Origin of the sequence: Onishia taeanensis (assembly GCF_003268885.1) — a bacterium.
Lineage (GTDB): Bacteria > Pseudomonadota > Gammaproteobacteria > Pseudomonadales > Halomonadaceae > Onishia > Onishia taeanensis_A.
In genome coordinates this window covers 345949-365793 of record NZ_QLSX01000002.1, presented here as the reverse complement: position 1 = coordinate 365793, position 19845 = coordinate 345949, and the positions used below count along the sequence as shown (strand labels likewise).

General features: G+C 64.5%; 13 protein-coding genes. 10 read left to right on the top strand and 3 right to left on the bottom strand.

Features of this window, described 5'->3' with window-relative positions; genetic code table 11:
• Positions 1–75 precede the first annotated feature (75 nt).
• Positions 76–2325: a primosomal protein N' gene (locus BCL93_RS04355; RefSeq protein WP_112053879.1), complete on the bottom strand. Its 2250-nt coding sequence runs from the start codon at positions 2323–2325 to the stop codon at positions 76–78.
• A 211-nt stretch (positions 2326–2536) separates the two neighbouring features.
• Between BCL93_RS04355 and rpmE the strand changes: the two genes are divergently transcribed.
• Entirely contained in the window at positions 2537–2752 is a 216-nt protein-coding gene (gene rpmE / locus BCL93_RS04350; protein WP_112053878.1) for a 50S ribosomal protein L31, read from the top strand.
• A gap of 281 nt (positions 2753–3033) precedes the next feature.
• Positions 3034–4302: a malic enzyme-like NAD(P)-binding protein gene (locus BCL93_RS04345; RefSeq protein ID WP_112053877.1), complete on the top strand. Its 1269-nt coding sequence runs from the start codon at positions 3034–3036 to the stop codon at positions 4300–4302.
• Positions 4303–4387: 85 nt separating this feature from the next.
• On the opposite strand, the gene BCL93_RS04340 is transcribed toward BCL93_RS04345, so the two are convergent.
• Both BCL93_RS04340 and BCL93_RS04335 read right to left on the bottom strand, forming a co-directional pair.
• Entirely contained in the window at positions 4388–5248 is an 861-nt protein-coding gene (locus BCL93_RS04340; RefSeq protein WP_425339111.1) for a DUF481 domain-containing protein, read from the bottom strand.
• Positions 5249–5290: 42 nt separating this feature from the next.
• A complete protein-coding gene (locus BCL93_RS04335; protein ID WP_112053876.1) occupies positions 5291–7804 on the bottom strand; it encodes a penicillin-binding protein 1A in 2514 nt (837 codons plus the stop codon).
• 246 nt (positions 7805–8050) lie between these two features.
• On the opposite strand from BCL93_RS04335, the gene pilM reads away from it, so the two are divergent.
• From pilM to gltB, 8 genes are all read left to right on the top strand, one after another.
• A complete protein-coding gene (pilM, locus tag BCL93_RS04330; protein ID WP_112053875.1) occupies positions 8051–9109 on the top strand; it encodes a type IV pilus assembly protein PilM in 1059 nt (352 codons plus the stop codon).
• The gene (locus BCL93_RS04325; protein ID WP_112053874.1) at positions 9109–9666 is read left to right on the top strand and encodes a PilN domain-containing protein; all 558 of its coding nucleotides are present in this window, start codon (positions 9109–9111) and stop codon (positions 9664–9666) included. The genes pilM and BCL93_RS04325 overlap by 1 nt, the downstream gene beginning before the upstream one ends.
• Positions 9663–10298 (top strand): type 4a pilus biogenesis protein PilO, encoded by a 636-nt coding sequence (locus BCL93_RS04320; RefSeq protein ID WP_112053873.1) that lies wholly within the window; start codon positions 9663–9665, stop codon positions 10296–10298. The genes BCL93_RS04325 and BCL93_RS04320 overlap by 4 nt, the downstream gene beginning before the upstream one ends.
• Before the next feature lie 173 nt (positions 10299–10471).
• Positions 10472–11017, top strand: coding sequence for a pilus assembly protein PilP (locus BCL93_RS04315; RefSeq protein WP_112053872.1), 546 nt, complete (start codon positions 10472–10474; stop codon positions 11015–11017).
• A 48-nt stretch (positions 11018–11065) separates the two neighbouring features.
• A complete protein-coding gene (gene pilQ / locus BCL93_RS04310; protein ID WP_112053871.1) occupies positions 11066–13120 on the top strand; it encodes a type IV pilus secretin PilQ family protein in 2055 nt (684 codons plus the stop codon).
• Positions 13120–13668 (top strand): shikimate kinase AroK, encoded by a 549-nt coding sequence (aroK, locus tag BCL93_RS04305; protein ID WP_112053870.1) that lies wholly within the window; start codon positions 13120–13122, stop codon positions 13666–13668. Before pilQ ends, aroK begins: the two co-directional genes overlap by 1 nt.
• A 37-nt stretch (positions 13669–13705) precedes the next feature.
• Entirely contained in the window at positions 13706–14809 is a 1104-nt protein-coding gene (gene aroB / locus BCL93_RS04300) for a 3-dehydroquinate synthase (protein WP_112053869.1), read from the top strand.
• A 533-nt stretch (positions 14810–15342) separates the two neighbouring features.
• Complete coding sequence (gltB, locus tag BCL93_RS04295; protein ID WP_112053868.1) at positions 15343–19794, top strand: glutamate synthase large subunit; 4452 nt, start codon at positions 15343–15345, stop codon at positions 19792–19794.
• The last annotated feature ends 51 nt before the right edge of the window (positions 19795–19845 follow it).

The window sequence follows — 19845 nt, the reverse complement described above, 5'->3', positions numbered from 1 at the left end:
TTCACAGATTAAGCGCTGCACCAGGGCGCGCATTCCCGCAGCGCCCCTGGCCCAGCACCCAGTCCGAGCCTGGGCCTAGGCCAGGGTCTGGGGGTCGATATCCAGCGACCAGCGCACCCGCCGGGCGTCGCGGCAGGCCTCCAGCCAGGCCACGAGCCAGGCGCTGGCTTCGTGCAACTGGCTGCGCTGCGTGGCAGAGAGCAACAGCTGTACATGATAGCGGTTCTGACGACGCTCCATGGGAGCCGGCACGGGGCCCAGGCACGTCACGGCGTTACCCCGCGTCGCCAGCCACTCGCGCAACGCCTCCCCGGCCTCCTTGGCGAGCCCCATGGCCTCGGCCTCTCGGGCACTCTCGAAACGCGTCAGGGCCAGGAAGCGGAAGGGCGGCAGGGCCGCGCCGCGGCGCTCCTCTAGCAGCGCCTCGGCCAGGGCATCGTAGCCGCGTTCGGCGAGCAGGCGCAGGTGCGGGTCGTCGCTGTGCAGGGTCTGCACCAGCACTCGGCCCGGGTGGGCGGCGCGGCCGGCGCGGCCGGCCACCTGAGTCAGTAGCTGCGCCGAGTGCTCGAGGGCCCGGAAATCGCTGGCATAGAGGCCGGCATCGGCGTTGACTACGACCACCAGGGTGACGTGGGGCAGGTGGTGACCCTTGGCGAGCATCTGGGTGCCGACCAAAAGGCTCGGCTCGCCGCGTTTGATCTCGGCGAGCACCTCGCCGAAGGCATCCTTGCGCCGCGTGCTGTCGCGGTCGATGCGGTGTACCGGCACCTCCGGGAAGAGCGCGGCCAGGCTTTCCTCGGCGCGCTCGGTGCCGGCCCCCAGCGGGCGCAGGTCGCCGCTTTTGCACGTCGGGCAGGCCGGCGGTAGCGGCTGCTGGCGCTCGCAGTGGTGGCAGGCCAGCAGCGGCGGCTGACGATGCAGCGTCATGCGGGCGTCACAGTGGTCGCATTCGGCGAGCCAGCCGCAGGCATGGCAGGCAAGGGTCGGCGCGAAGCCGCGCCGGTTGATGAACACCAGCACCTGGTGGCCGGCGGCGAGCGTTTGGCGGATGGCGTCGATGGCCGAGGGAATCAGTCCGCCCTGGCGGGGGCGGCCGCGCAGGTCAATCAGTTCGAGCTTGGCCGGCGGATGGCGGCTGGCACGCTGGGTCAGGCGCAGATGCGCATAGCGTCCGCTCCTGGCCTGGGCCAGACTTTCCAGTGCCGGAGTGGCGGTGCCCAGCACCACCGGGATGCCATGGTGGTGGGCCCGCGCCACGGCCAGGTCCCGGGCGTGGTAGCGAAGGCCTTCCTGCTGCTTGAGCGAACCGTCGTGCTCCTCGTCGACAATGATCACTCCGGGGGCGGCCAGCGGCGTGAAGATCGCCGAGCGGGTGCCGATGACGATCGGTGCGCGCCCGCTCATGGCGGCCAGCCAGGCATCCAGGCGCTCGTGGTCGGTGAGGCCTGAGTGAAGGGCCACCACCGGTACCCGAAAGCGGCGGCGAAACCGCTCAAGGGTCTGGGGGGTAAGGCCAATCTCGGGTACCAGGATCAGGGCCTGGCGGCCACGCTGGATGACTGCCTCGATCAGCTGTAGATAGACCTCGGTCTTACCGCTGCCGGTGACGCCATGCAGCAGGCAGGGGTGATAGCGGTCGAGGCCGTCGTGCAGGGTCGAAAGGGCCGCCGCCTGCTCGCGGTTGAGGTTGAGCGCCGGTTCGGCGAGCAGGGTCTTCGGGCGCGGTGGCTCGCTGGCCAGGCGTGGCTCCTCGAGGCAGTCGACGAGCCCCTTGTCGCGCAGCGCCGTGAGCTGGGCGCGGCTGAACTGCTGGGCGGTGACGGCGGCGGTGGGCAGGCCCCGGGGGTGCTGGCGCAAGAGTTCCAGCAGCTCGGCCTGGCGTCGCGCCCGGCCAAGGTCGGCGGCCTGGGTCGCCTGGCCATGTGCGCTTAGCCGCCAGCGCTCCAGGGTGCGGGCCTCGAGCGGACGCCCCTGGCGTAGCAGCACCGGCAGCGCCTGCTGCAGGGTATCGCCGAGCGGATGCTGATAGTAGCGGGCGGTGAAGCGCGTCAGCCACAGCCAGTCAGCGGGCAGCGGGCTTTCATCCAGGCAGGCCTCTATGGGCTTGAGGCGGTCGAGCGCCACCTCGCTGGTGGCGCGACATTCGATGACGATGCCGACGACCGAGCGTCGCCCCAGGGCGACCTGGACGCGCAGGCCGGGCCGCCAGCCGCCGGGCGGTGTCTCGGGACCGGGCAGGTAGTCAAACAGGCGGCGCAGCGGGGTGGGTACGGCAACCCCCAGCACGCGGGGAGCGTCGGGAAGCGACGAAGCACTGGCGGACAATTGGCCTCCGAGATTGGGTCTGCTAGAATCACCGCCCTCCGCAGCCTCGCTCTCGTTTCCTGTCCACCCATTGCGGGTTGATCCAGGACATGTGAGAGAGTCGGCGGATTCCGGTTCGTTGACGTGGCCACTTGGCCGCGGGCGATCATAACCCGTATGCGGTGCCTGGCAGCAGATCAGGTGGCGGCATACCGTTTAATGAGGCTTCAAGATGAAACAAGGTATCCATCCCGATTACAAGAAGGTCTCCGCCACTTGCAGCTGCGGCGCGACCTTTGAAGTGGGCTCCACCGCGAACCACGAGTTCTCTCTGGACGTCTGCTCGCAGTGCCACCCGTTCTACACCGGCAAGCAGAAGCAGGCGACCACTGGTGGCCGCGTCGAGCGCTTCAACAAGCGTTTCGGTGCTGCCGTCAAGCGCGGCTAAGCGCTTACGCCGCCAGGCTGGCGACCCTTTGGGTCGCCAGCTGGACCAGAGCCCGCCCGGGATGTCCCGCGGCGGGCTTTTTTATGGCGGGTCGCCGGCGGGTCGTCAAAGATAAGCTGTGCATTATGGGTAAGAGGTCAGGTATAAACTGCAGCAAATGGATGGGATTGGCACCAAACGCGCAATAAAAGTTGGAAAAATAGGCCAACTTGGTTTGCGTTGTGGGGGCGGGCGTTTTTCTATATTCTTGCGCCACTTCACATGACATCACTGGACGCGACATGACTGATCCGAAGCAAGCGGCACTGGATTACCACTCCCATCCGATTCCCGGCAAGCTGTCCGTTGAGCTGACCAAGCCGACGACCTCGGCGAAGCATCTGGCGCTGGCCTACAGCCCGGGCGTGGCGGAGCCCTGTCGTGAAATCGCCAAGGATCCGGAAAACGCCTACCTCTATACCGGTAAGGGCAACCTGGTAGCCGTGGTCTCCGATGGTTCGGCGATTCTCGGCCTGGGTAACCTGGGGCCGCTGGCCAGCAAGCCGGTGATGGAAGGCAAGGGCGTACTGTTCAAGAAGTTCGCCGGCATCAATTCGGTGGATATCGAGGTCGATGCCGAAAGTCCGCAGGCCTTTATCGATACCGTGGCGCGTATCGCCAATACCTGGGGCGGTATCAACCTCGAGGACATCAAGGCGCCAGAGTGCTTTGAGATCGAGCGGGCGTTGGTCGAGCGCTGTAGCATCCCGGTATTCCATGACGATCAGCACGGCACGGCCATTGTCACGGCCGCGGGCATGCTCAACGCGCTGGATATCGCCGGCAAGTCACTGGACAGCGCCCGCATCGTCTGCCTGGGCGCCGGTGCGGCGGCTATCGCCTGCATGAAGCTGTTGGTCGCCTGCGGCGCGCGGGCCGAGAACATCTTCATGCTCGACCGCAAGGGCGTAATTCACAGCGGCCGCGAGGACCTCAATCAGTACAAGGCGATGTTCGCCACCGAGACCGAGCGTCGCACCCTGGGTGATGCCATCGATGGCGCCGATGTCTTCGTGGGCCTGTCCGGCCCCAACCTGCTGTCGCCTGAACTGCTCAAGACCATGGCCCCGAACCCGGTGGTCTTCGCCTGTTCCAACCCGGATCCGGAAATTCACCCTGCAGACGCCAAGGCCGCCCGCGACGATGTGATTATTGCCACCGGTCGCTCGGATTTCCCGAACCAGGTCAACAACGTGCTGGGCTTCCCGTTCATTTTCCGCGGCGCCCTCGACGTGCGTGCCACCGGGATCAACGAGGAAATGAAGGTCGCGGCGGTTCACGCTCTCAAGGACCTGGCCCGGGAGCCGGTCACCGAGGAGGTGCTCAAGGCTTACGACATCGATCACCTTGAGTTCGGTCGCGGCTACATCATCCCCACGCCGATGGATTCTCGTCTGCTGGACCGGGTGTCTTCGGCGGTCGCTCAGGCGGCGGTGGATACCGGCGTGGCGCGTAAGCCCTACCCGGCGCACTATCCGCTGACCAGCGTGGAAGGCGTCTACGGCGACTGATTGACAGGACGCGCCCTGCTCACCACACGCCGGCCCTTGGGCCGGCGTGTTGCGTTTGGGGGGGATGAGGTCGTGGAAAAAGCGACTACCAGCTCAGCTGCAGCGAGGCGCTGGTGGTGGTGTCGGTGCGTGTTTCTGCGCTATCCGGCGGCTGGGAGTTGTGCTTGATCTCGTGGGACAGGCGCAGTGCCAGGCGTGAGGTGAGCTTGCTGGTGATGGCGCTCAGCGAGCGCACGGTGGTGTTCTCGCTGGTGGTTTCCACCGACATCTGCTGCTCAAAGTAGCCGGTGTCTGACAGGGTGAAGCGATAGTCCATGGCGCCATAGGCTACCGGCAGCTGCTGGCTTGCCTGATCCTCGACGCGGTCATCGCGATAGCCGGGGCCGGCTTCCAGGGACAGCTGATGAGCGGGGTCATCGAGCAGCTGGCGCCCATAGCCGCCGATGGCGGTCAGCTGACGGTCATAGCCGCTGTCGCGCTCTCGCTCCCAGCGGGTGAAGCCGAACAGGTAGTGCGGTCCGCTAAGGTCGTAGCGTTCGCGCCACGAGGCCAGGTAGTGCTCATCTTCGGTTTCCTCGTCTTCGCTGACGGTGCGGGCCTCCAGGCGAAGGGTGTGCAACCAGTCGTCGGTGAGCCAGGCCAGCCGTGTCTTGGCGATCAGCGTTTGGCTGTTGGTGTTGCCGCTCAGGCGCGTATAGCCCAGTTCAGCATCGCCGCTGAGGGTCGGTGCATCCGGCTTGGCTTTCGGCGGCGCGTAAAAGGGATAAGCCATGACAGGACTGCTGGCGATAGCGGCTCCCAGGGTGCCGGCCAGCAGGACGAGCTGCAGTAGGCGGGACGGCCGCGACGCAGCCAGCTCCTGTATTGCGCCCGCTGGCTGACCGGCGCGGCGCGGGGCTTGACCGTCCGGGCAATGCCGGTCGCTGTGGGGGAAGTGCGGAATCATGATGCTCGATGCCCGGGGCGGGGCGCCCCGGGTCGCTGGAGGTCAGAAAATGGCGTCGAAGGAGCCGGTGCCCTGAGAGCCGCTCTGTGATTCGAGCTCCTGGTCGATGCTGCGTGGCGCAAGCGTCGGCAGCTTGCCGGCCACGAACATCTCCTGGATGCCGCCGGACTGGTCGTCGCGAAGCCGCTGGCCGGTGGCAGGGTCGATGCGCGCGGTCACGATGTTATCCGGGCGCTCGGGCTGCTTCTCGGCGTGGCCATCCAGGGCCTGGCCCATGAAATCCATCCAGATGGGCAGGGCGGCCTGGCCGCCATACTCGGCGATGGTGTCGTAGTTGTCCTTGCCGACCCAGACGGTGGTCACCAGCTCGTCATTGAAACCGGCGAACCAGGCATCGCGGCGGTCGTTGGTGGTGCCGGTCTTGCCGACGATATCGCCGCGGTTGAGGGCCAGGGCGCGGCGGCCGGTGCCGTGCTCGATGACGTCACGCAATATGCTGCGCAGCAGATAGACAGAGCTTTCCTCGGCGACGCGCTGCGCCAGCGGATAGCTCTCGCCGTCGCGTTCGACGTGCTCGGCGTCTGGCGAGCAGTCGCGGCATGCAACCGCCGGTTCGGCCTTCTCGATGACCTTGCCATCGCGGGTGACTTCCTTGATGAACCAGGGCGAGACCTGGAAACCACCATTGGCTAGCGTCGAATAGGCGTTGGTCATGGTCAAGGGGGTCAGGCTGGCGCTGCCCAGCGCCAGTGACAGCCCGTTGGGCAGCTGGTCCTTGGTGAAGCCGAAGCCGGTCAGAAAATCGATGGTGCTATCGAGCCCCATGGTGCGCAGGATGCGGATGGTCACTAGGTTGCGTGACTGCGCCAGCGCTTCGCGTAGCCGGGTGGGGCCGCGGAACTCGCCGCCGGAGTTGGCCGGCCGCCACAGGCCGTCATTGGACTCCATGACCACCGGGGCGTCGTTGATCACCGTGGCTGGCGTCATGCCGCCCTGCTGCAGGGCAGCCAGGTAGATGAACGGCTTGAAGGTTGAGCCAGGCTGGCGCTTGGCCTGAGTGGCACGGTTGAACTTGCTGGAGGCAAAGCTGAAGCCGCCTTGCAGGGCCAGTACGGCGCCGCTGTCAGGGTCCTGAACGATGATCGATCCCTCGGCGGCGGGAAGCTGAGAGAGACGCCAGCTGCCATCGTCCTGCTCGAGGATGCGGACCAGTGAGCCGCGATCGGCAATATCGCCTGCTGAGCTCGGCGGCTGACCGCGGCTGTAGGGGCTCAGGTAGGGGTCTGCCCACTCGAGGCCACTCCAGGGCAGGGTGATGGCCTTGCCGTCGCGGCTGAGCACGCGCATCTCGCGGTCCTCACTCTTGACCACGATGGCCGGTTCCAAAGGCCCATAGGCCGGCGTGCGCTCGAGGACTCGCAGCCAGTTGCTGACGTCGCCGTCGATACCGCTGACCTGAGTCTGACTGCGTTCGGCGGCTTGGCGAGCTGTCTCGCGCACCTCGGATTCAGATAACTCTTCCTCGAGGCCGCTGCGCTGGGTGCGATTCTGGGCTTCGACCAGGCTTGCCGGGATGTCGGTTTCCTCGGCACCTCGCCAGCCGTGGCGGGTATCGTATTCGATCAGTCCCTGGGTCAGCGCCTGACGGGCCAGCGGCTGCAGTTGGCTGTCGAGGGTCGTGGTGACCTTGTAGCCGCCGGTATAGGCGTCGTCATAGTGATCGACGACGAACTGGCGGGCCATTTCAGCCACGTAGTCGGCGTCGACATCGAGCTGAGTGGCGAAGCGACGAGCAGTGATCGGCGCCTTTACGGCGGCCTCGTAGCGCTCGGCATCGATGTGGCCAAGCTCGCGCATGCGATAGAGGATCCAGTTGCGGCGGATCAGCGAGCGCTCGGGGTTGGTCAGCGGGTTGAAGTTCGAGGGCGCCTTGGGCAGGCCGGCAATCATCGCGGTCTGGGCCAGGCTCAGCTCGGAGAGCGGCTTGCCATAGTACGTCTCGGCGGCGGCACCGATGCCGTAGGAGCGGTGGCCGAGGAAGATCTTGTTGACGTAGAGGGTGAGGATCTCTTCCTTGCTCAGCACCTGTTCCATCTGCAGAGCCAGCAGGATCTCGCGGATCTTGCGGGTAAAGGTCCGATCAAGGGTCAGCAGATAGTTGCGGGCCACCTGCATGGTGATGGTGCTACCGCCGGACTGAATGTCGCCGCCGCTGGCGACCAGCTCGGTGGCGGCGCGCAGCAGGCCCTTGGGATCGACGCCGGGATGCTCGAAGAACCCGGCATCTTCTGCGGAGAGCAGGGCATCGATCATGTCCTTGGGTATTTCGTCATAGCTCACTGGCAGACGACGTTCCTCGCCGAACTCGCCGATCAGCTTGTCGTCGCGAGTGTAGATACGCAGAGGGGTCTGCAGTTCGAAGTCCTGCAATTGGCGCACGTCGGGAAGGCCAGGGGCGAAATACAGGGCGGCGCCGACCAAGGCCAGGACGCCGGATACGCTCAGGGATAGCGTGATCCATATCGCCGATGCGGCAAGCGTTTTGAATAGCTTCATGAAAACGTAGTACTCATGATGAACGGTGGCTGGGCGATGGTGCTGAGAGCGAGACTTCCATGGAGGGCAGTATTATAGGAACCCGGGCGTCAGGTCACCAGCGTTGAAGGCCTGGAACGACGCCTAAAGTGTTAGCATTCGCAGAATCATGTAGTCTGGCCTGTATGAGCTTTTTAACCTAAGTGCAGCGCAGTCAACTAATGCATGGGTACGATGACAACGTAGGCTTGAGTTGGGGGTGAGGCCTTGAAAAGGCTCAAAAAGTCCGGAAAAGGGTTGATCGGGGTGGATATTTCCTCGGCGACCGTAAAGCTGATTGAGCTCAAGCACGTCCGCGGTCAGCGCCGGGTGGAAAGTTATGCGGTGCGGCCTTTGCGTGAGGGCACCGTGGTCGAGCGGCGCATTCGTGACATGGGTGCCGTCGCCGAAGCGCTGCAGCGCGCCGTCGTCCAGGCTCAGCCTGGCACGCGTGACGCCTGCGTCGCCGTGCCTGCCAGCGCCGCCATCACCAAGACACTGATCCTGCCTGCCTCCCTCAATGATGAGGAAGTCGAGGCCCGCATCGAACTCGAGTCTGACAAGCATATCCCCTTTCCGTTCAGCGAGGTCTCCTTCGACTTTCAGCGCCTGGGCATCAATGAGCGCTATACCGATCAGCAGGACGTGCTGCTGGTGGCCTGTCGCAACCGAGACGTCAACCAGTTGACCGAGGCGCTGCTTCAAGCCGGCCTGACTCCCGCAGCGGTCGATGTCGAGACCTTCGCCATGGAGCGCGCCTTTAGCGAGCTCCAGCAGCAAATGGTGGCGAGCAGCGACGAGGAGTGCGTGGCGCTGGTCGATATCGGGGCCAACATGAACGCCTTCCATGTGCTCAAGGGCGGGCGCATCGTCTATAGCCGTGACACCGTCTTCGGCGGCCGGCGTCTGACCGATGAGATTGCCAGCCGCTACGAGCTTACCCTAGAAGAAGCGGGGCTTGCCAAGAAGCGCGGCGGATTGCCCGAGGATTACGCCGGGAGCGTCTTGATGCCCTTCATCGAGACGCTGGTCCAGCAGGTCGGGCGCTCTCTGCAGCTTTATTATACCGCGGGGCGCAAGGAAAAAGTGCATCGCTTGATGCTGGCCGGTGGGTCCAGCGTGATTCCTGGACTCAAGGAGCGTCTAGTCGAGGAAACCGGCATGGAGGTGCTGAACGCCAACCCGTTTCGGCGCATGCAGGTCAACCCACGCATCAATGCCCAGACGCTGGCCAATGATGCACCGGCCATGCTGACCGCCTGTGGGCTTGCCATGAGGGGGCGCTGATGGGGATCGAAATCAACCTGCTGCCCTGGCGTCAGGCGCAGCGTGAACGCCGCGGCAAGCGTTTCAATCTGGCATTGGGGCTGATGGCGGTCCTTGGACTGGGCGGCGGCTATGTGATGACGTTCTACTACGATCACCAGCTGGCCGTGCAGCAGCAGCGCAATGAACATATCCGCTCTGAGTCTGTACTGCTCAAGCAGGATATTCAGGACATGCACGATGACGAAGAAAGCCGTGACATCATACGGGACAAGATCGATGTCTTCAGTCAGCTCCAACAGGGGCGCGGCCAGACCGTGCGTGTCTTCAATGCCCTCAGCGCCAGTCTCCAGAAAGGTGTGTACTACTCGAAACTGTCCCGTGCCGGGCAGCGGCTTAGCCTGAATGGCGTGGCCGAGGATAACTACCAGGTTTCCGATCAACTGCGCGCCCTGGAGGCCGCGCCGGTGCTGGGCGTGCCGGTGCTGTCGCAGGTCGAGGGCGATGAGCAGGGAAGCCGGCGCTTTTCGCTGAGTGTGGATCAGCGCTTGCCCGCGGCGGTCGAGGAGGCGCCATGAACCTGTCAGCCGAATGGCGTCGCCTGCGTGAGCTGGATTGGCGCGAGCTGGATATAAAGGAAGCGGGTGGCTGGCCCTGGTCACTGCAGCTGGCCTGCTGCCTGTTGGTGTTGGGGGTGACCTGCTTTGCCATGGACTGGTATCTGGCGGCTCCCAAGGTGGAGGCTCTTGAGCAAGCGCGTCGTGAAGAGACGCAGCTGCTGACTGCCTATGGTCGAGAGGCCGCGCAAGCGGCGAGGCTGCCGGCCATGGAAGAGCAGGTGGCCACCCTCAATGCCCGTCTCGATAGCCTGCTGGAAATGCTGCCCAGCGGTGCCGAGATTCCTGCGCTGATCGACGATATCAGCAAGACCGCCTTGGACAATCAGCTCTCCATCGAGGCGATTCGCCTTCGTGAGCCGGTGCCCAAGGAGCACTACATCGAGCGACCCTTCGACATTCGCGTGCGCGGTGAGTATCACCGCATCGGCGCTTTCCTGGCCGGGGTGGCGGCACTGCCACGTATCGTCACGCTGCATGACTTCAGCCTGTCACCGGTCGACGGTGGCGAGCAGCTGGAGCTATCGATGCTGGCCCGCACCTACAGCTATGCGCCTAACGCAAACGCGAGTGACAAGGAGGCGGCGCAATGAGCCAATGCATGGATATTGATGCCACTTCCTTCTTTCGCGCCCTCTTTCACCGTTTATCCTTTCAGCAGGGGCGAGCAGTGCTGAGGCGGTCGCAGCGGTGTGGGCAGCAGCGTTCAGGGGCGGGCCTGTTGTTGCGAGAATGTTTTCCTCGGGCTTTGGCATCCCGGGCTTTCATGCTCCGAGCTTTCAAGCCTCGGGCTTTCGCGGTGTCGCTGGCTCTCGGCTTGTCGTTGACGGGGTGTGGCGAACCCGACCTCTCCGGGCTGGATAACAAACTGGGCGACCTGCGAGCTGACCCCAGTGGGCTTGAGTTGCCGCCAGTGCCCGATCTGCCTCATTACGACACCGTAGACTACGATCAGTCGAGCCGCCGAAGTCCCTTCCTCGCTCGCCAGCCGGCGCCCGAGGCGGCACCCGAAGGTTCCATCGATCTGGCGCCTGATTCGGATCGCCCCCTGGAGCCACTGGAGGCCTATCCGCTCGACAAGCTGAGCTTGGTGGGTACCTTGAGTGTGGGTAACCGGCCCTCGGCGCTGGTGCGGGCTCCCGGTGGTGAAGTGCACCGGCTGACCAACGGCGATCATATGGGCACCGATTATGGCCGCATCGTCAGTATCACCGAGCGTACCGTGCAGCTTGTCGAAGTCGTCAACAATGGGCGCGGCAGCTGGATCGAACATACGCGTCAGTTAACGCTGGATGATCCTACAACGAAATAGGCCGGCTGAAGACACGACCGTGCCACGCAGGAAACAAGGGACACGACGATGCAAATCATGATGCGCGTATTGCTGGCATTCATGCTGGCCTGGGGGCTTCCGGCCACGGCTATGGCCGCGTCGACGCTGACCGGGCTCGAGGTTCGCCAGGGCAGTGCCGGTGAGCTGGAAGTCGACATGCGCTTCGATGGCGACGTGCCCCAGGTGCGCGGCTATCGACTCGACTCGCCCCCCCGGTTGAGCATCGATCTGGTCGAGACCGCCAATGGCCTCGCCGAGCGCCGTCGTGAGATCGGTCTGGCCGGCGTCGATCGGCTGATCACGCTGGAGGCAGGTTCGCGTACGCGGCTGGTGTTCGATCTCGACGCGCCGCTGGCCTATCGCACCCGACAGGTCGGGAATCGTCTCGAGTTGGTGATCGGCGGTGATGCCTCGCCAGCGGCCGCCGCGGCGAATGAACAAGCCTCATCGGCCTCTGCGTCTGACGATGTCAGCAGTGAGCCGCAAATCTCCAGCTTCGACTTCCAACGCGGCGTCGAAGGTGCAGGAAGACTGGTGGTCAACTTCGATCGGGCCGGGGTTGCCTCCCAGGTGCGTGAGTCGGGTAATAGCATCATTGCCGAGCTTCCCGATGTCGACTTGCCTGAGGCTCAGGATCAGGTGCTCGATGTCACTGATTTCGGCACGCCGATGACGCGTGTCGTGCCGAGCCGGGTCGCCAATGGCGTGCGCCTGGCGATCGACACGCGGGGCAATTATGCGATGTTCTCGACGCTCCAGGGCCGCCAGTTGATCGTCGAAGCGCGTCCCGTCACGCGAGAGGAGCAGGCGGGTCGCGAAGAGGCGCGTACCAGCTATCAGGGCGAGCGTATCAGCCTGAACTTCCAGGACATCGAAGTGCGCGCCGTGTTGGCCATCATCTCCGATGTCAGTGGTCTCAATCTGGTGGCAAGCGACAGCGTCAGCGGCCGGGTCACCCTCAATCTCGATGATGTGCCCTGGGACCAGGCTCTTGAGCTGGTGCTCAAGAGCCATGGTCTCGCCAGTCGTCGCGAGGGCAATGTGATCGTGGTGGCACCCGCCAGTGAGCTTGCCAACATCGAGCGCCAGGAGATCGAGGCCCGAAAGCAGATGCAGGTGCTCGCCCCGCTGACCACGGAATACGTGGAGGTTAAGTACGCCAAGGCCGCCGATCTGGCCAAGTTGCTACGTGGCGGCGAAGGCTTCGGCCTGCTCACCGAGCGTGGCCGCGTCAGCGTCGATGCGCGCACCAATACCCTGCTGATCCAAGACACCGCCGAACAGATCCGCGAGATCCTGCGCACCGTCGAGAAGCTGGACGTCGCCGTGCGCCAGGTCCAGATCGAAGCGCGAATCGTCATCGCGAGGGATGGCGTCACCCAGGAGTTGGGCGTCAACTGGGGAATGTCGTCGACCGATAGCATCAATGGCGTGCTCGGCAACGGCAGCAGCGCCAACCTGAGCGGGGCCTCTACCGGCGTCGCCAGCAACGGTGGCCTGGCGGTCGATATGGGCAGCACCAATACCGCCTCGACCAGCTTCTCCTTTGGCTACCTGTCCGGTGACGTGCTGCTCGATCTAGAGCTCAATGCGCTGGAAACCGAGAACAAGAGCCAGACCATCTCCCAGCCACGGGTGATCACCGCCAATCAGCGCACCGCGATCATCAAGCAGGGTCAGGAGATCCCCTATCAGGAGGCGACCTCCAGCGGCGCCACCAACACCGAGTTCAAGGAGGCGGTGCTGTCACTTGAGGTCACGCCGCAGATCACTCCGGACAATCGTGTGATCATGGATCTGGCCATCAACAACGATACCGTCTCCGATCAGAGCTATGACGGTGCGCCGGCTATCGATACCAACCAGATCGAGACTCAGGTGCTGGTCGATAACGGCGAAACGGTGGTGCTGGGCGGCATCCTCACCACCGAGGAGCTGCGCAGTCTGGCCAAGACCCCTTTCCTGGGTGATCTGCCGGTGCTCGGCCAGCTGTTCCGCTATACCCAAGAGCAGAACGAGAAGGTAGAGTTGCTGGTATTCATTACTCCAAGGATTCTCGAGGACAGGCTGGCCCTTCGCTGATGCAGGACGATCTCCCCAACTTCTTTCTGATCGGCCCCATGGGGGCCGGTAAAAGCACCATCGGCCGCCTGCTGGCGGCCGAGCTGCGCCGTGAGTTCTTCGATAGCGACCACGAGATTCAGGCCCGCTGCGGTGCCGATATCCCCTGGATCTTCGATGTGGAAGGTGAAGCCGGCTTTCGCGAGCGTGAGCAGCAGGTGATCGGTGAGCTGACACAGTATCGCGGTGTGGTCATGGCCACCGGTGGCGGCGCGGTGATGCGCGAGGCCAATCGCCGCGCGCTGCGCGAGCGTGGCACGGTGATCTATCTCTATACGACCGTCGAGCAGCAGTTGAAGCGCACCGCGCGCGACCGCAATCGGCCGCTGTTGCAGCGAGACGATCGCGAAGAGGTGCTACGCACCCTGTTCACCCGCCGCGACCCGCTGTATCGGGCGACCGCTGATCTGGTGGTGCGCACCGATCGCCGCGGCCCCAAGGCGGTGGTTGGCGAAATCGTGCGCCGCGTGAGTCGCCAGCTCGACCCGCTGATGTCCTGCAAGGCCTGACGGGGCCCTTGCTGCACCTCTTAACCGAGTCTTTTCCATGCCCCAATCCGCCGCTATTCGCACCCTCAGCGTGGCGCTCGACGAGCGCAGTTACCCGATCCATATCGGCCCCGGCCTGCTGGGTCGCCCCGATGCCCTCACCCCTTATCTCGCCGGTCGCCAGGTGATGATCGTCACCAACGAGACGGTCGCACCGCTCTATCTCGAGGCCTTCAAGCGGGGACTGCCCGAGGATCTCGAGGTCGATGAGGTGATACTGCCGGACGGTGAACACACCAAGACCCTGGAGTCGGTGGCCCGCATCTGGGATGCCCTGCTGGCCGCCGGCTTCAACCGTCGCTGCACCCTGATTGCCCTGGGGGGCGGTGTGATCGGCGACATGACGGGCTATGCCGCGGCCTGCTATCAGCGCGGCGTCGCCTTCATTCAGGTCCCGACGACGCTGCTCTCTCAGGTCGATTCCTCGGTCGGGGGCAAGACCGGGGTGAACCACCCTCGAGGCAAGAACATGATCGGCGCCTTTTGGCAGCCCAAGGCGGTGCTGATCGATACCGATACTCTCGCTACCCTGCCATCCCGGGAACTCTCGGCGGGGCTCGCCGAGGTGATCAAGTACGGCCTGATTCGCGATCTCGAGTTCCTGGCCTGGCTCGAGGCGCGGATGGATGCGCTGCGTGGCCTTGACGGCGGCGCACTGCGCGAAGCGATCTATAGAAGCTGCGCCATCAAGGCCGAGGTGGTGGCTGCTGATGAGACCGAGCAGGGCGCCCGAGCGCTGCTCAATTTGGGGCACACCTTCGGCCATGCTATCGAGGCGCACCAGGGTTATGGCGCCTGGCTGCACGGCGAGGCGGTGGGTACCGGCATGCTGATGGCCGCCGAGCTCTCGCAGCGTCTGGGCTGGTTAACCCAGGACGAAGTGGAGAGGGCGGCGGCGGTCATCGCCGCTGCCGGCCTTCCGCTGGCGGCGCCCGAGGACATGGGCGTGGAGGACTTCCTGGCCGTGATGCGACTGGACAAGAAGAACATCGACGCCCGGCTTCGTCTGGTGCTGTTGCGAAGCCTCGGTGATGCCTGCCTGCACGATGCGACCCCGGCCGAGATGCTCGAGAGGCTGCTGGCGGACTTCCCCCGTCGCTAGGGGGTGCCGCTGCCAGAGGCTGCGGGCGTCTATCGCCACGCTGATGATCAGGCGTCCGTGTTTCACGGGCGCCTTTTTTGTGGCTGGGCTCGTAGCTGGACCTGTGCTGTATCGGCGACAAAAATGATCGGCAAGGCTTGGGCAGTGAACGGCCTGGAGTACCGCTCCAACGATGACAGACTGTCGACAAGCAGAAAGTAACTCGCATGCCTTATGCATGATTGGCATGCCCTTGTGCGGCTTTTTGCGACCAAAGTCTATGTTGATGAGCTTGTCGTGCGGACTGGGGCCAAGTGGTTGACCTGTCAGGGTTTTTTGCCCAAAAGATGCGCTAAGGTGCCGTTTTGCGGCGGTTTTTTAGGCGTCGAGGCGGGTGGGGAATTGCGCCGGAAGAGGGGGCTGGCTATGCTGGTTAGCCTTTTTCGGCGCCAGAAAACGGCACTTGGCAACGATATGCAAATAACGAAAAACCGATAAATATATCGTTAATGCCGTCTGGACACAAGACTACTGAATATTGATGAGGCGCGCCCATGAGACAAGGTCTCCACCAGCCCGGTGAATTTCGCGACAACTGCGGCTTCGGCCTGATTGCGCATATGGAAGGGCAGGCCAGCCATGACCTGCTGAAGACGGCCATCGAGTCGCTGACCTGCATGACCCACCGTGGCGGCATCGCCGCCGACGGCAAGACCGGCGATGGCTGCGGCCTCCTGCTGAAGATGCCCACCGACTTCATGCGGGCTGTCGCCCGGGAGTCACTGGGCGTCGAGCTCGGTGAGGGCTTTGCCGTCGGCAGCATCTTTCTGCCGGATGACGACGCTCGCGAGCAGGCCGCTCGTGAGGTGCTCAGCGGCGAGCTCGAGGCCCGTGGCCTGACCGTGCATGGCTGGCGCGACGTGCCTACCGACGCAAGCGTCTGTGGCCCCATGGCGCTGGACTGCCTGCCGCGCATCCGTCAGGTCTTCATCACTGCCGGTGACGATCGCCTCGAGGCTGAGCTGGGCGTCGACCTGTTTATGGCGCGCCGCCGCGCCGAGGAAAAGCTGGCCGGCGAGCCAGAGTTCTATGTCTGCTCGCTTTCCTCCCAGGTGGTGTCCTACAAGGGCCTGATGATGCCGGTGGATCTGCCCACCTTCTATCAGGACCTGGGAGACGAGCGCCTCGAGACCGCGATCTGCGTCTTCCACCAGCGTTTCTCGACCAATACCGCGCCGCGCTGGCCGCTGGCCCAGCCGTTCCGTCTGCTGGCACACAACGGTGAGATCAACACCATCGAGGCCAACCGTGGCTGGGCGAACTCGCGCAAGGAAAACTTCGTCAACGACCGGCTCACCGAAATCGCTGAACTCGACGAGATCGTCAATACCTCAGGGTCTGACTCCTCCAGCATGGACAACATGCTAGAGGTGTTGATGGCCGGGGGCATGGACATCTACAACGCCGTGCGCATGATGGTGCCGCCGGCCTGGCAGAACGTGGAAACCATGGACGGTGACCTGCGCGCCTTCTATGAGTACAACTCCATGCACATGGAGCCTTGGGATGGGCCCGCCGGCATGGTGATGACCGACGGTCGTCATGCCGTTTGCATGCTGGACCGCAATGGCCTGCGCCCCGCCCGCTGGGTGATTACCAAGAACGGCTATATCACCCTGGCTTCCGAGATCGGCACCTACAACTATCGGCCCGAAGACGTGGTGGCCAAGGGCCGTGTCGGCCCCGGCCAGGTGCTCGGTATCGACACCCAGACCGGTGAGATCCTGCACACCGAAGATATCGACAACCGCCTGAAGTCGGCCTACCCCTATCGTCGCTGGCTCAAGGACGAGGCCAGCTATCTGGAATCGGCGCTGACCGAGCTGGCCCGCTTCCAGCCCATGGACACCGACGAGCTCAACGTTCACCAGAAACTCTTCCAGATCACCTTCGAAGAGCGCGATCAGCTGCTGCGCCCGCTGGCCGAGAGTGGCCAGGAGGCGGTGGGCTCGATGGGCGATGACACCCCCATGGCGGTGCTGTCGCGCCATGAGCGCCTGCTCACCGATCACTTCCGCCAGAAGTTCGCCCAGGTCACCAACCCGCCCATCGATCCGCTGCGCGAAGCGATCGTGATGTCGCTGGAGACCATCTGCGGCGCCGAGCTCAACGTCTTCGAGGCCACGCCCGAGCACGCACATCGGCTGATCCTGACGACCCCGGTGCTGTCGCCGCGCAAATTCACCGCGCTAGTCAGCCAAGACGACCCGGCCTTTGCGAGCCAGCATCTGTCGCTTGCCTACGACCCCGAGACCACCGGGCTCAAGCAGGCCATTCAGTTGCTCTGCAGGAAGGCCGAGGACGCCGCCCGCAGCGGCAAGGTGATCCTGGTACTGAGTGACGCCGGCCTCGAGAAGGGCCAGCTGCCGATTCAGGCGGCGCTGGCCGTGGGCGCCGTGCATCACCACCTGGGTCGCGAGGCGCTGCGCCCGCGGGTCAACCTGGTCGTCGAGACCGGTTACGCCCGCGACGCGCATCAGATGGCGGTGCTGTTCGGCGTCGGTGCCACCGCGGTTTACCCCTATCTCGCCTACCAAGTGATGGCCGACATGCACCGCACCGGCGAGCTGACCGGCAACCCGGCGGACGCCCGCGAGAACTATCGCAAGGGCCTGCAGAAGGGGCTTTACAAGATTCTCTCCAAGATGGGGATCTCGACCCTGGCGTCCTACCGCGGCGCCCAACTGTTCGAGGCGGTGGGTCTTGGCAGCGAGGTCATGGACCTGTGCTTTACCCACATGGCGTCACGCATTCAGGGCGCCGGCTTCAGCGAACTGCAGATGCAGCAGGAGCTGCTGGCACGCCGGGCCTGGACCCCGCGCAAGGGCATCGGTCAGGGCGGCCTGGTCAAGTACGTCCACGGCAAGGAATACCACGCCTATAACCCCGACGTGGTGACCACCCTGCAGCAGGCGGTGCAGCAGGGCGATTACCAGAAGTGGAAGAAATTTGCCGCACTGGTCAACGAGCGTCCGGTGGCCACCATCCGCGACCTGCTGACCTTGAAGCCCGCCGCCGAGCCGGTGCCGCTCGAGGAAGTCGAGGCCATCGAGGATTTGATCCCGCGCTTCGACAGCGCCGGGATGTCGCTGGGTGCCCTGTCGCCGGAGGCCCACGAGGCTCTGGCCCAGGCCATGAACGAGGCCGGCGGGCGCTCCAACTCTGGTGAGGGGGGTGAGGATCCGGCGCGCTACGGCACCATCCGCTCATCGAAGATCAAGCAGATCGCCTCAGGGCGCTTCGGCGTCACTCCGGCCTACCTGGTCAATGCCGAAGTGCTGCAGATCAAGGTGGCCCAGGGCGCTAAACCCGGCGAAGGCGGCCAACTGCCGGGTGGCAAGGTCAACGAGCTGATCGCTCGGCTGCGCTATGCCGTGCCCGGTGTGACCCTGATCTCGCCGCCGCCGCACCACGACATCTATTCGATCGAGGATCTGGCCCAACTGATCTTCGATCTCAAGCAGGTCAACCCGGACGCCCAGGTCTCGGTGAAGCTGGTCTCTGAGCCCGGCATCGGCACCATCGCCACGGGCGTGGCCAAGGCCTATGCCGACCTGATCACGGTGTCCGGTTACGACGGCGGTACCGCGGCGAGCCCGCTGACCTCGATCAAGCATGCCGGCAGCCCCTGGGAGCTCGGCCTGCCCGAGGTCCATCAGGCGCTGCGCATCAATGGCCTGCGCGACAAGATCCGCCTGCAGACCGACGGTGGTCTGAAGACCGGCCTCGACGTGGTCAAGGCGGCGATTCTCGGCGCCGAGAGCTTCGGCTTCGGCACCGCGCCGATGGTCGCGCTGGGCTGCAAGTACCTGCGTATCTGCCACCTCAACAACTGCGCGACCGGTGTGGCTACCCAGGATCAGTTCCTGCGCGACGAGCATTTCCGCGGCACCGTGGACATGGTCAAGCACTACTTCCGCTTCATCGCCGAAGAAGTGCGCGAGCTGATGGCGCTGCTCGGGGTGCGCAAGCTCACCGACCTGATCGGGCGTACTGACCTGCTCGAGGTGCTCGAGGGCCAGACCAGCGCTCAGCGCAAGCTCGACCTGACGCCGCTGCTTGAGAACGACCACGTGCCGGCCGATGCGCCGCAGTTCTGTCGTGTGAGTCGCAACGTGCCCCATGATCCGGGTGCCAAGAACCTCGAAGTGCTCGAGGCGCTGCGTTCGGCGATCGACGACAAGTCCGGCGGAGAGTTCGACTTCACCATCACTAACTGCGATCGCAGCGTGGCGGCCATGACCTCCGGGGCCATTGCCAAGCGCTATGGCGAGGCCGGCCTCGAGGACGCGCCGATCACCGCGCGATTCACCGGCGTGGCCGGCCAGAGCTTCGGGGTGTGGAACGCTCGCGGTCTGAACCTGTATCTCGAGGGCGATGCCAACGACTACGTCGGCAAGGGCATGAACGGGGGCTCGATCACCATCGTGCCGCCGGCAGGCAGCCACTTCGAGAGCCACCAGACAGCGATCATCGGCAATACCTGCCTGTATGGCGCCACCGGCGGCACCCTGTACGCTGCCGGTACCGCCGGCGAGCGGTTCGGGGTGCGCAACTCCGGCGCCACTGCCGTCATCGAAGGCGCCGGCGATCACTGCTGCGAGTACATGACAGGCGGCCTGGTCACGGTGCTCGGCGAGACCGGCGTCAACTTCGGCGCGGGCATGACCGGCGGTTTCGCTTACGTGATCGACGAGGATCGTACCTTTGTCGACAAGTACAACCACGAACTGGTGGAGATCCACCGGATCAATACCGAAGCCATGGAGGCGTACCGGCGCCACCTGAGGGAGGTCATCGAGGACTATGTCGCCACCACCGGCTCGGCGCGGGGCGAGGCGATTCTCGAGGACTTCGGCCACTTCATCCGCCATTTCTGGCTGGTGAAGCCCAAGGCCGCGAGTCTTGGCAGTTTGCTCGCCGAGTCCCGGCGGCGACCCGAGTAAGCCGAGTCCCGGCGGCCCTGAATAAGGGCCGCGTCCCGGCGGGGGCGCCAA

Excerpts from the sequence above, each read along its gene's own strand:
- BCL93_RS04335 (WP_112053876.1), bottom strand. The coding sequence starts at position 7,804 with ATGAAGCTATTCAAAACGCTTGCCGCATCGGCGATATGGATCACGCTA.
- aroB (WP_112053869.1), top strand. The coding sequence starts at position 13,706 with ATGCCCCAATCCGCCGCTATTCGCACCCTCAGCGTGGCGCTCGACGAG.
- BCL93_RS04315 (WP_112053872.1), top strand. The coding sequence starts at position 10,472 with ATGCTCCGAGCTTTCAAGCCTCGGGCTTTCGCGGTGTCGCTGGCTCTC.
- pilQ (WP_112053871.1), top strand. The coding sequence starts at position 11,066 with ATGCAAATCATGATGCGCGTATTGCTGGCATTCATGCTGGCCTGGGGG.
- gltB (WP_112053868.1), top strand. The coding sequence starts at position 15,343 with ATGAGACAAGGTCTCCACCAGCCCGGTGAATTTCGCGACAACTGCGGC.
- BCL93_RS04325 (WP_112053874.1), top strand. The coding sequence starts at position 9,109 with ATGGGGATCGAAATCAACCTGCTGCCCTGGCGTCAGGCGCAGCGTGAA.
- rpmE (WP_112053878.1), top strand. The coding sequence starts at position 2,537 with ATGAAACAAGGTATCCATCCCGATTACAAGAAGGTCTCCGCCACTTGC.
- BCL93_RS04320 (WP_112053873.1), top strand. The coding sequence starts at position 9,663 with ATGAACCTGTCAGCCGAATGGCGTCGCCTGCGTGAGCTGGATTGGCGC.
- BCL93_RS04340 (WP_425339111.1), bottom strand. The coding sequence starts at position 5,248 with ATGATTCCGCACTTCCCCCACAGCGACCGGCATTGCCCGGACGGTCAA.
- BCL93_RS04345 (WP_112053877.1), top strand. The coding sequence starts at position 3,034 with ATGACTGATCCGAAGCAAGCGGCACTGGATTACCACTCCCATCCGATT.
- aroK (WP_112053870.1), top strand. The coding sequence starts at position 13,120 with ATGCAGGACGATCTCCCCAACTTCTTTCTGATCGGCCCCATGGGGGCC.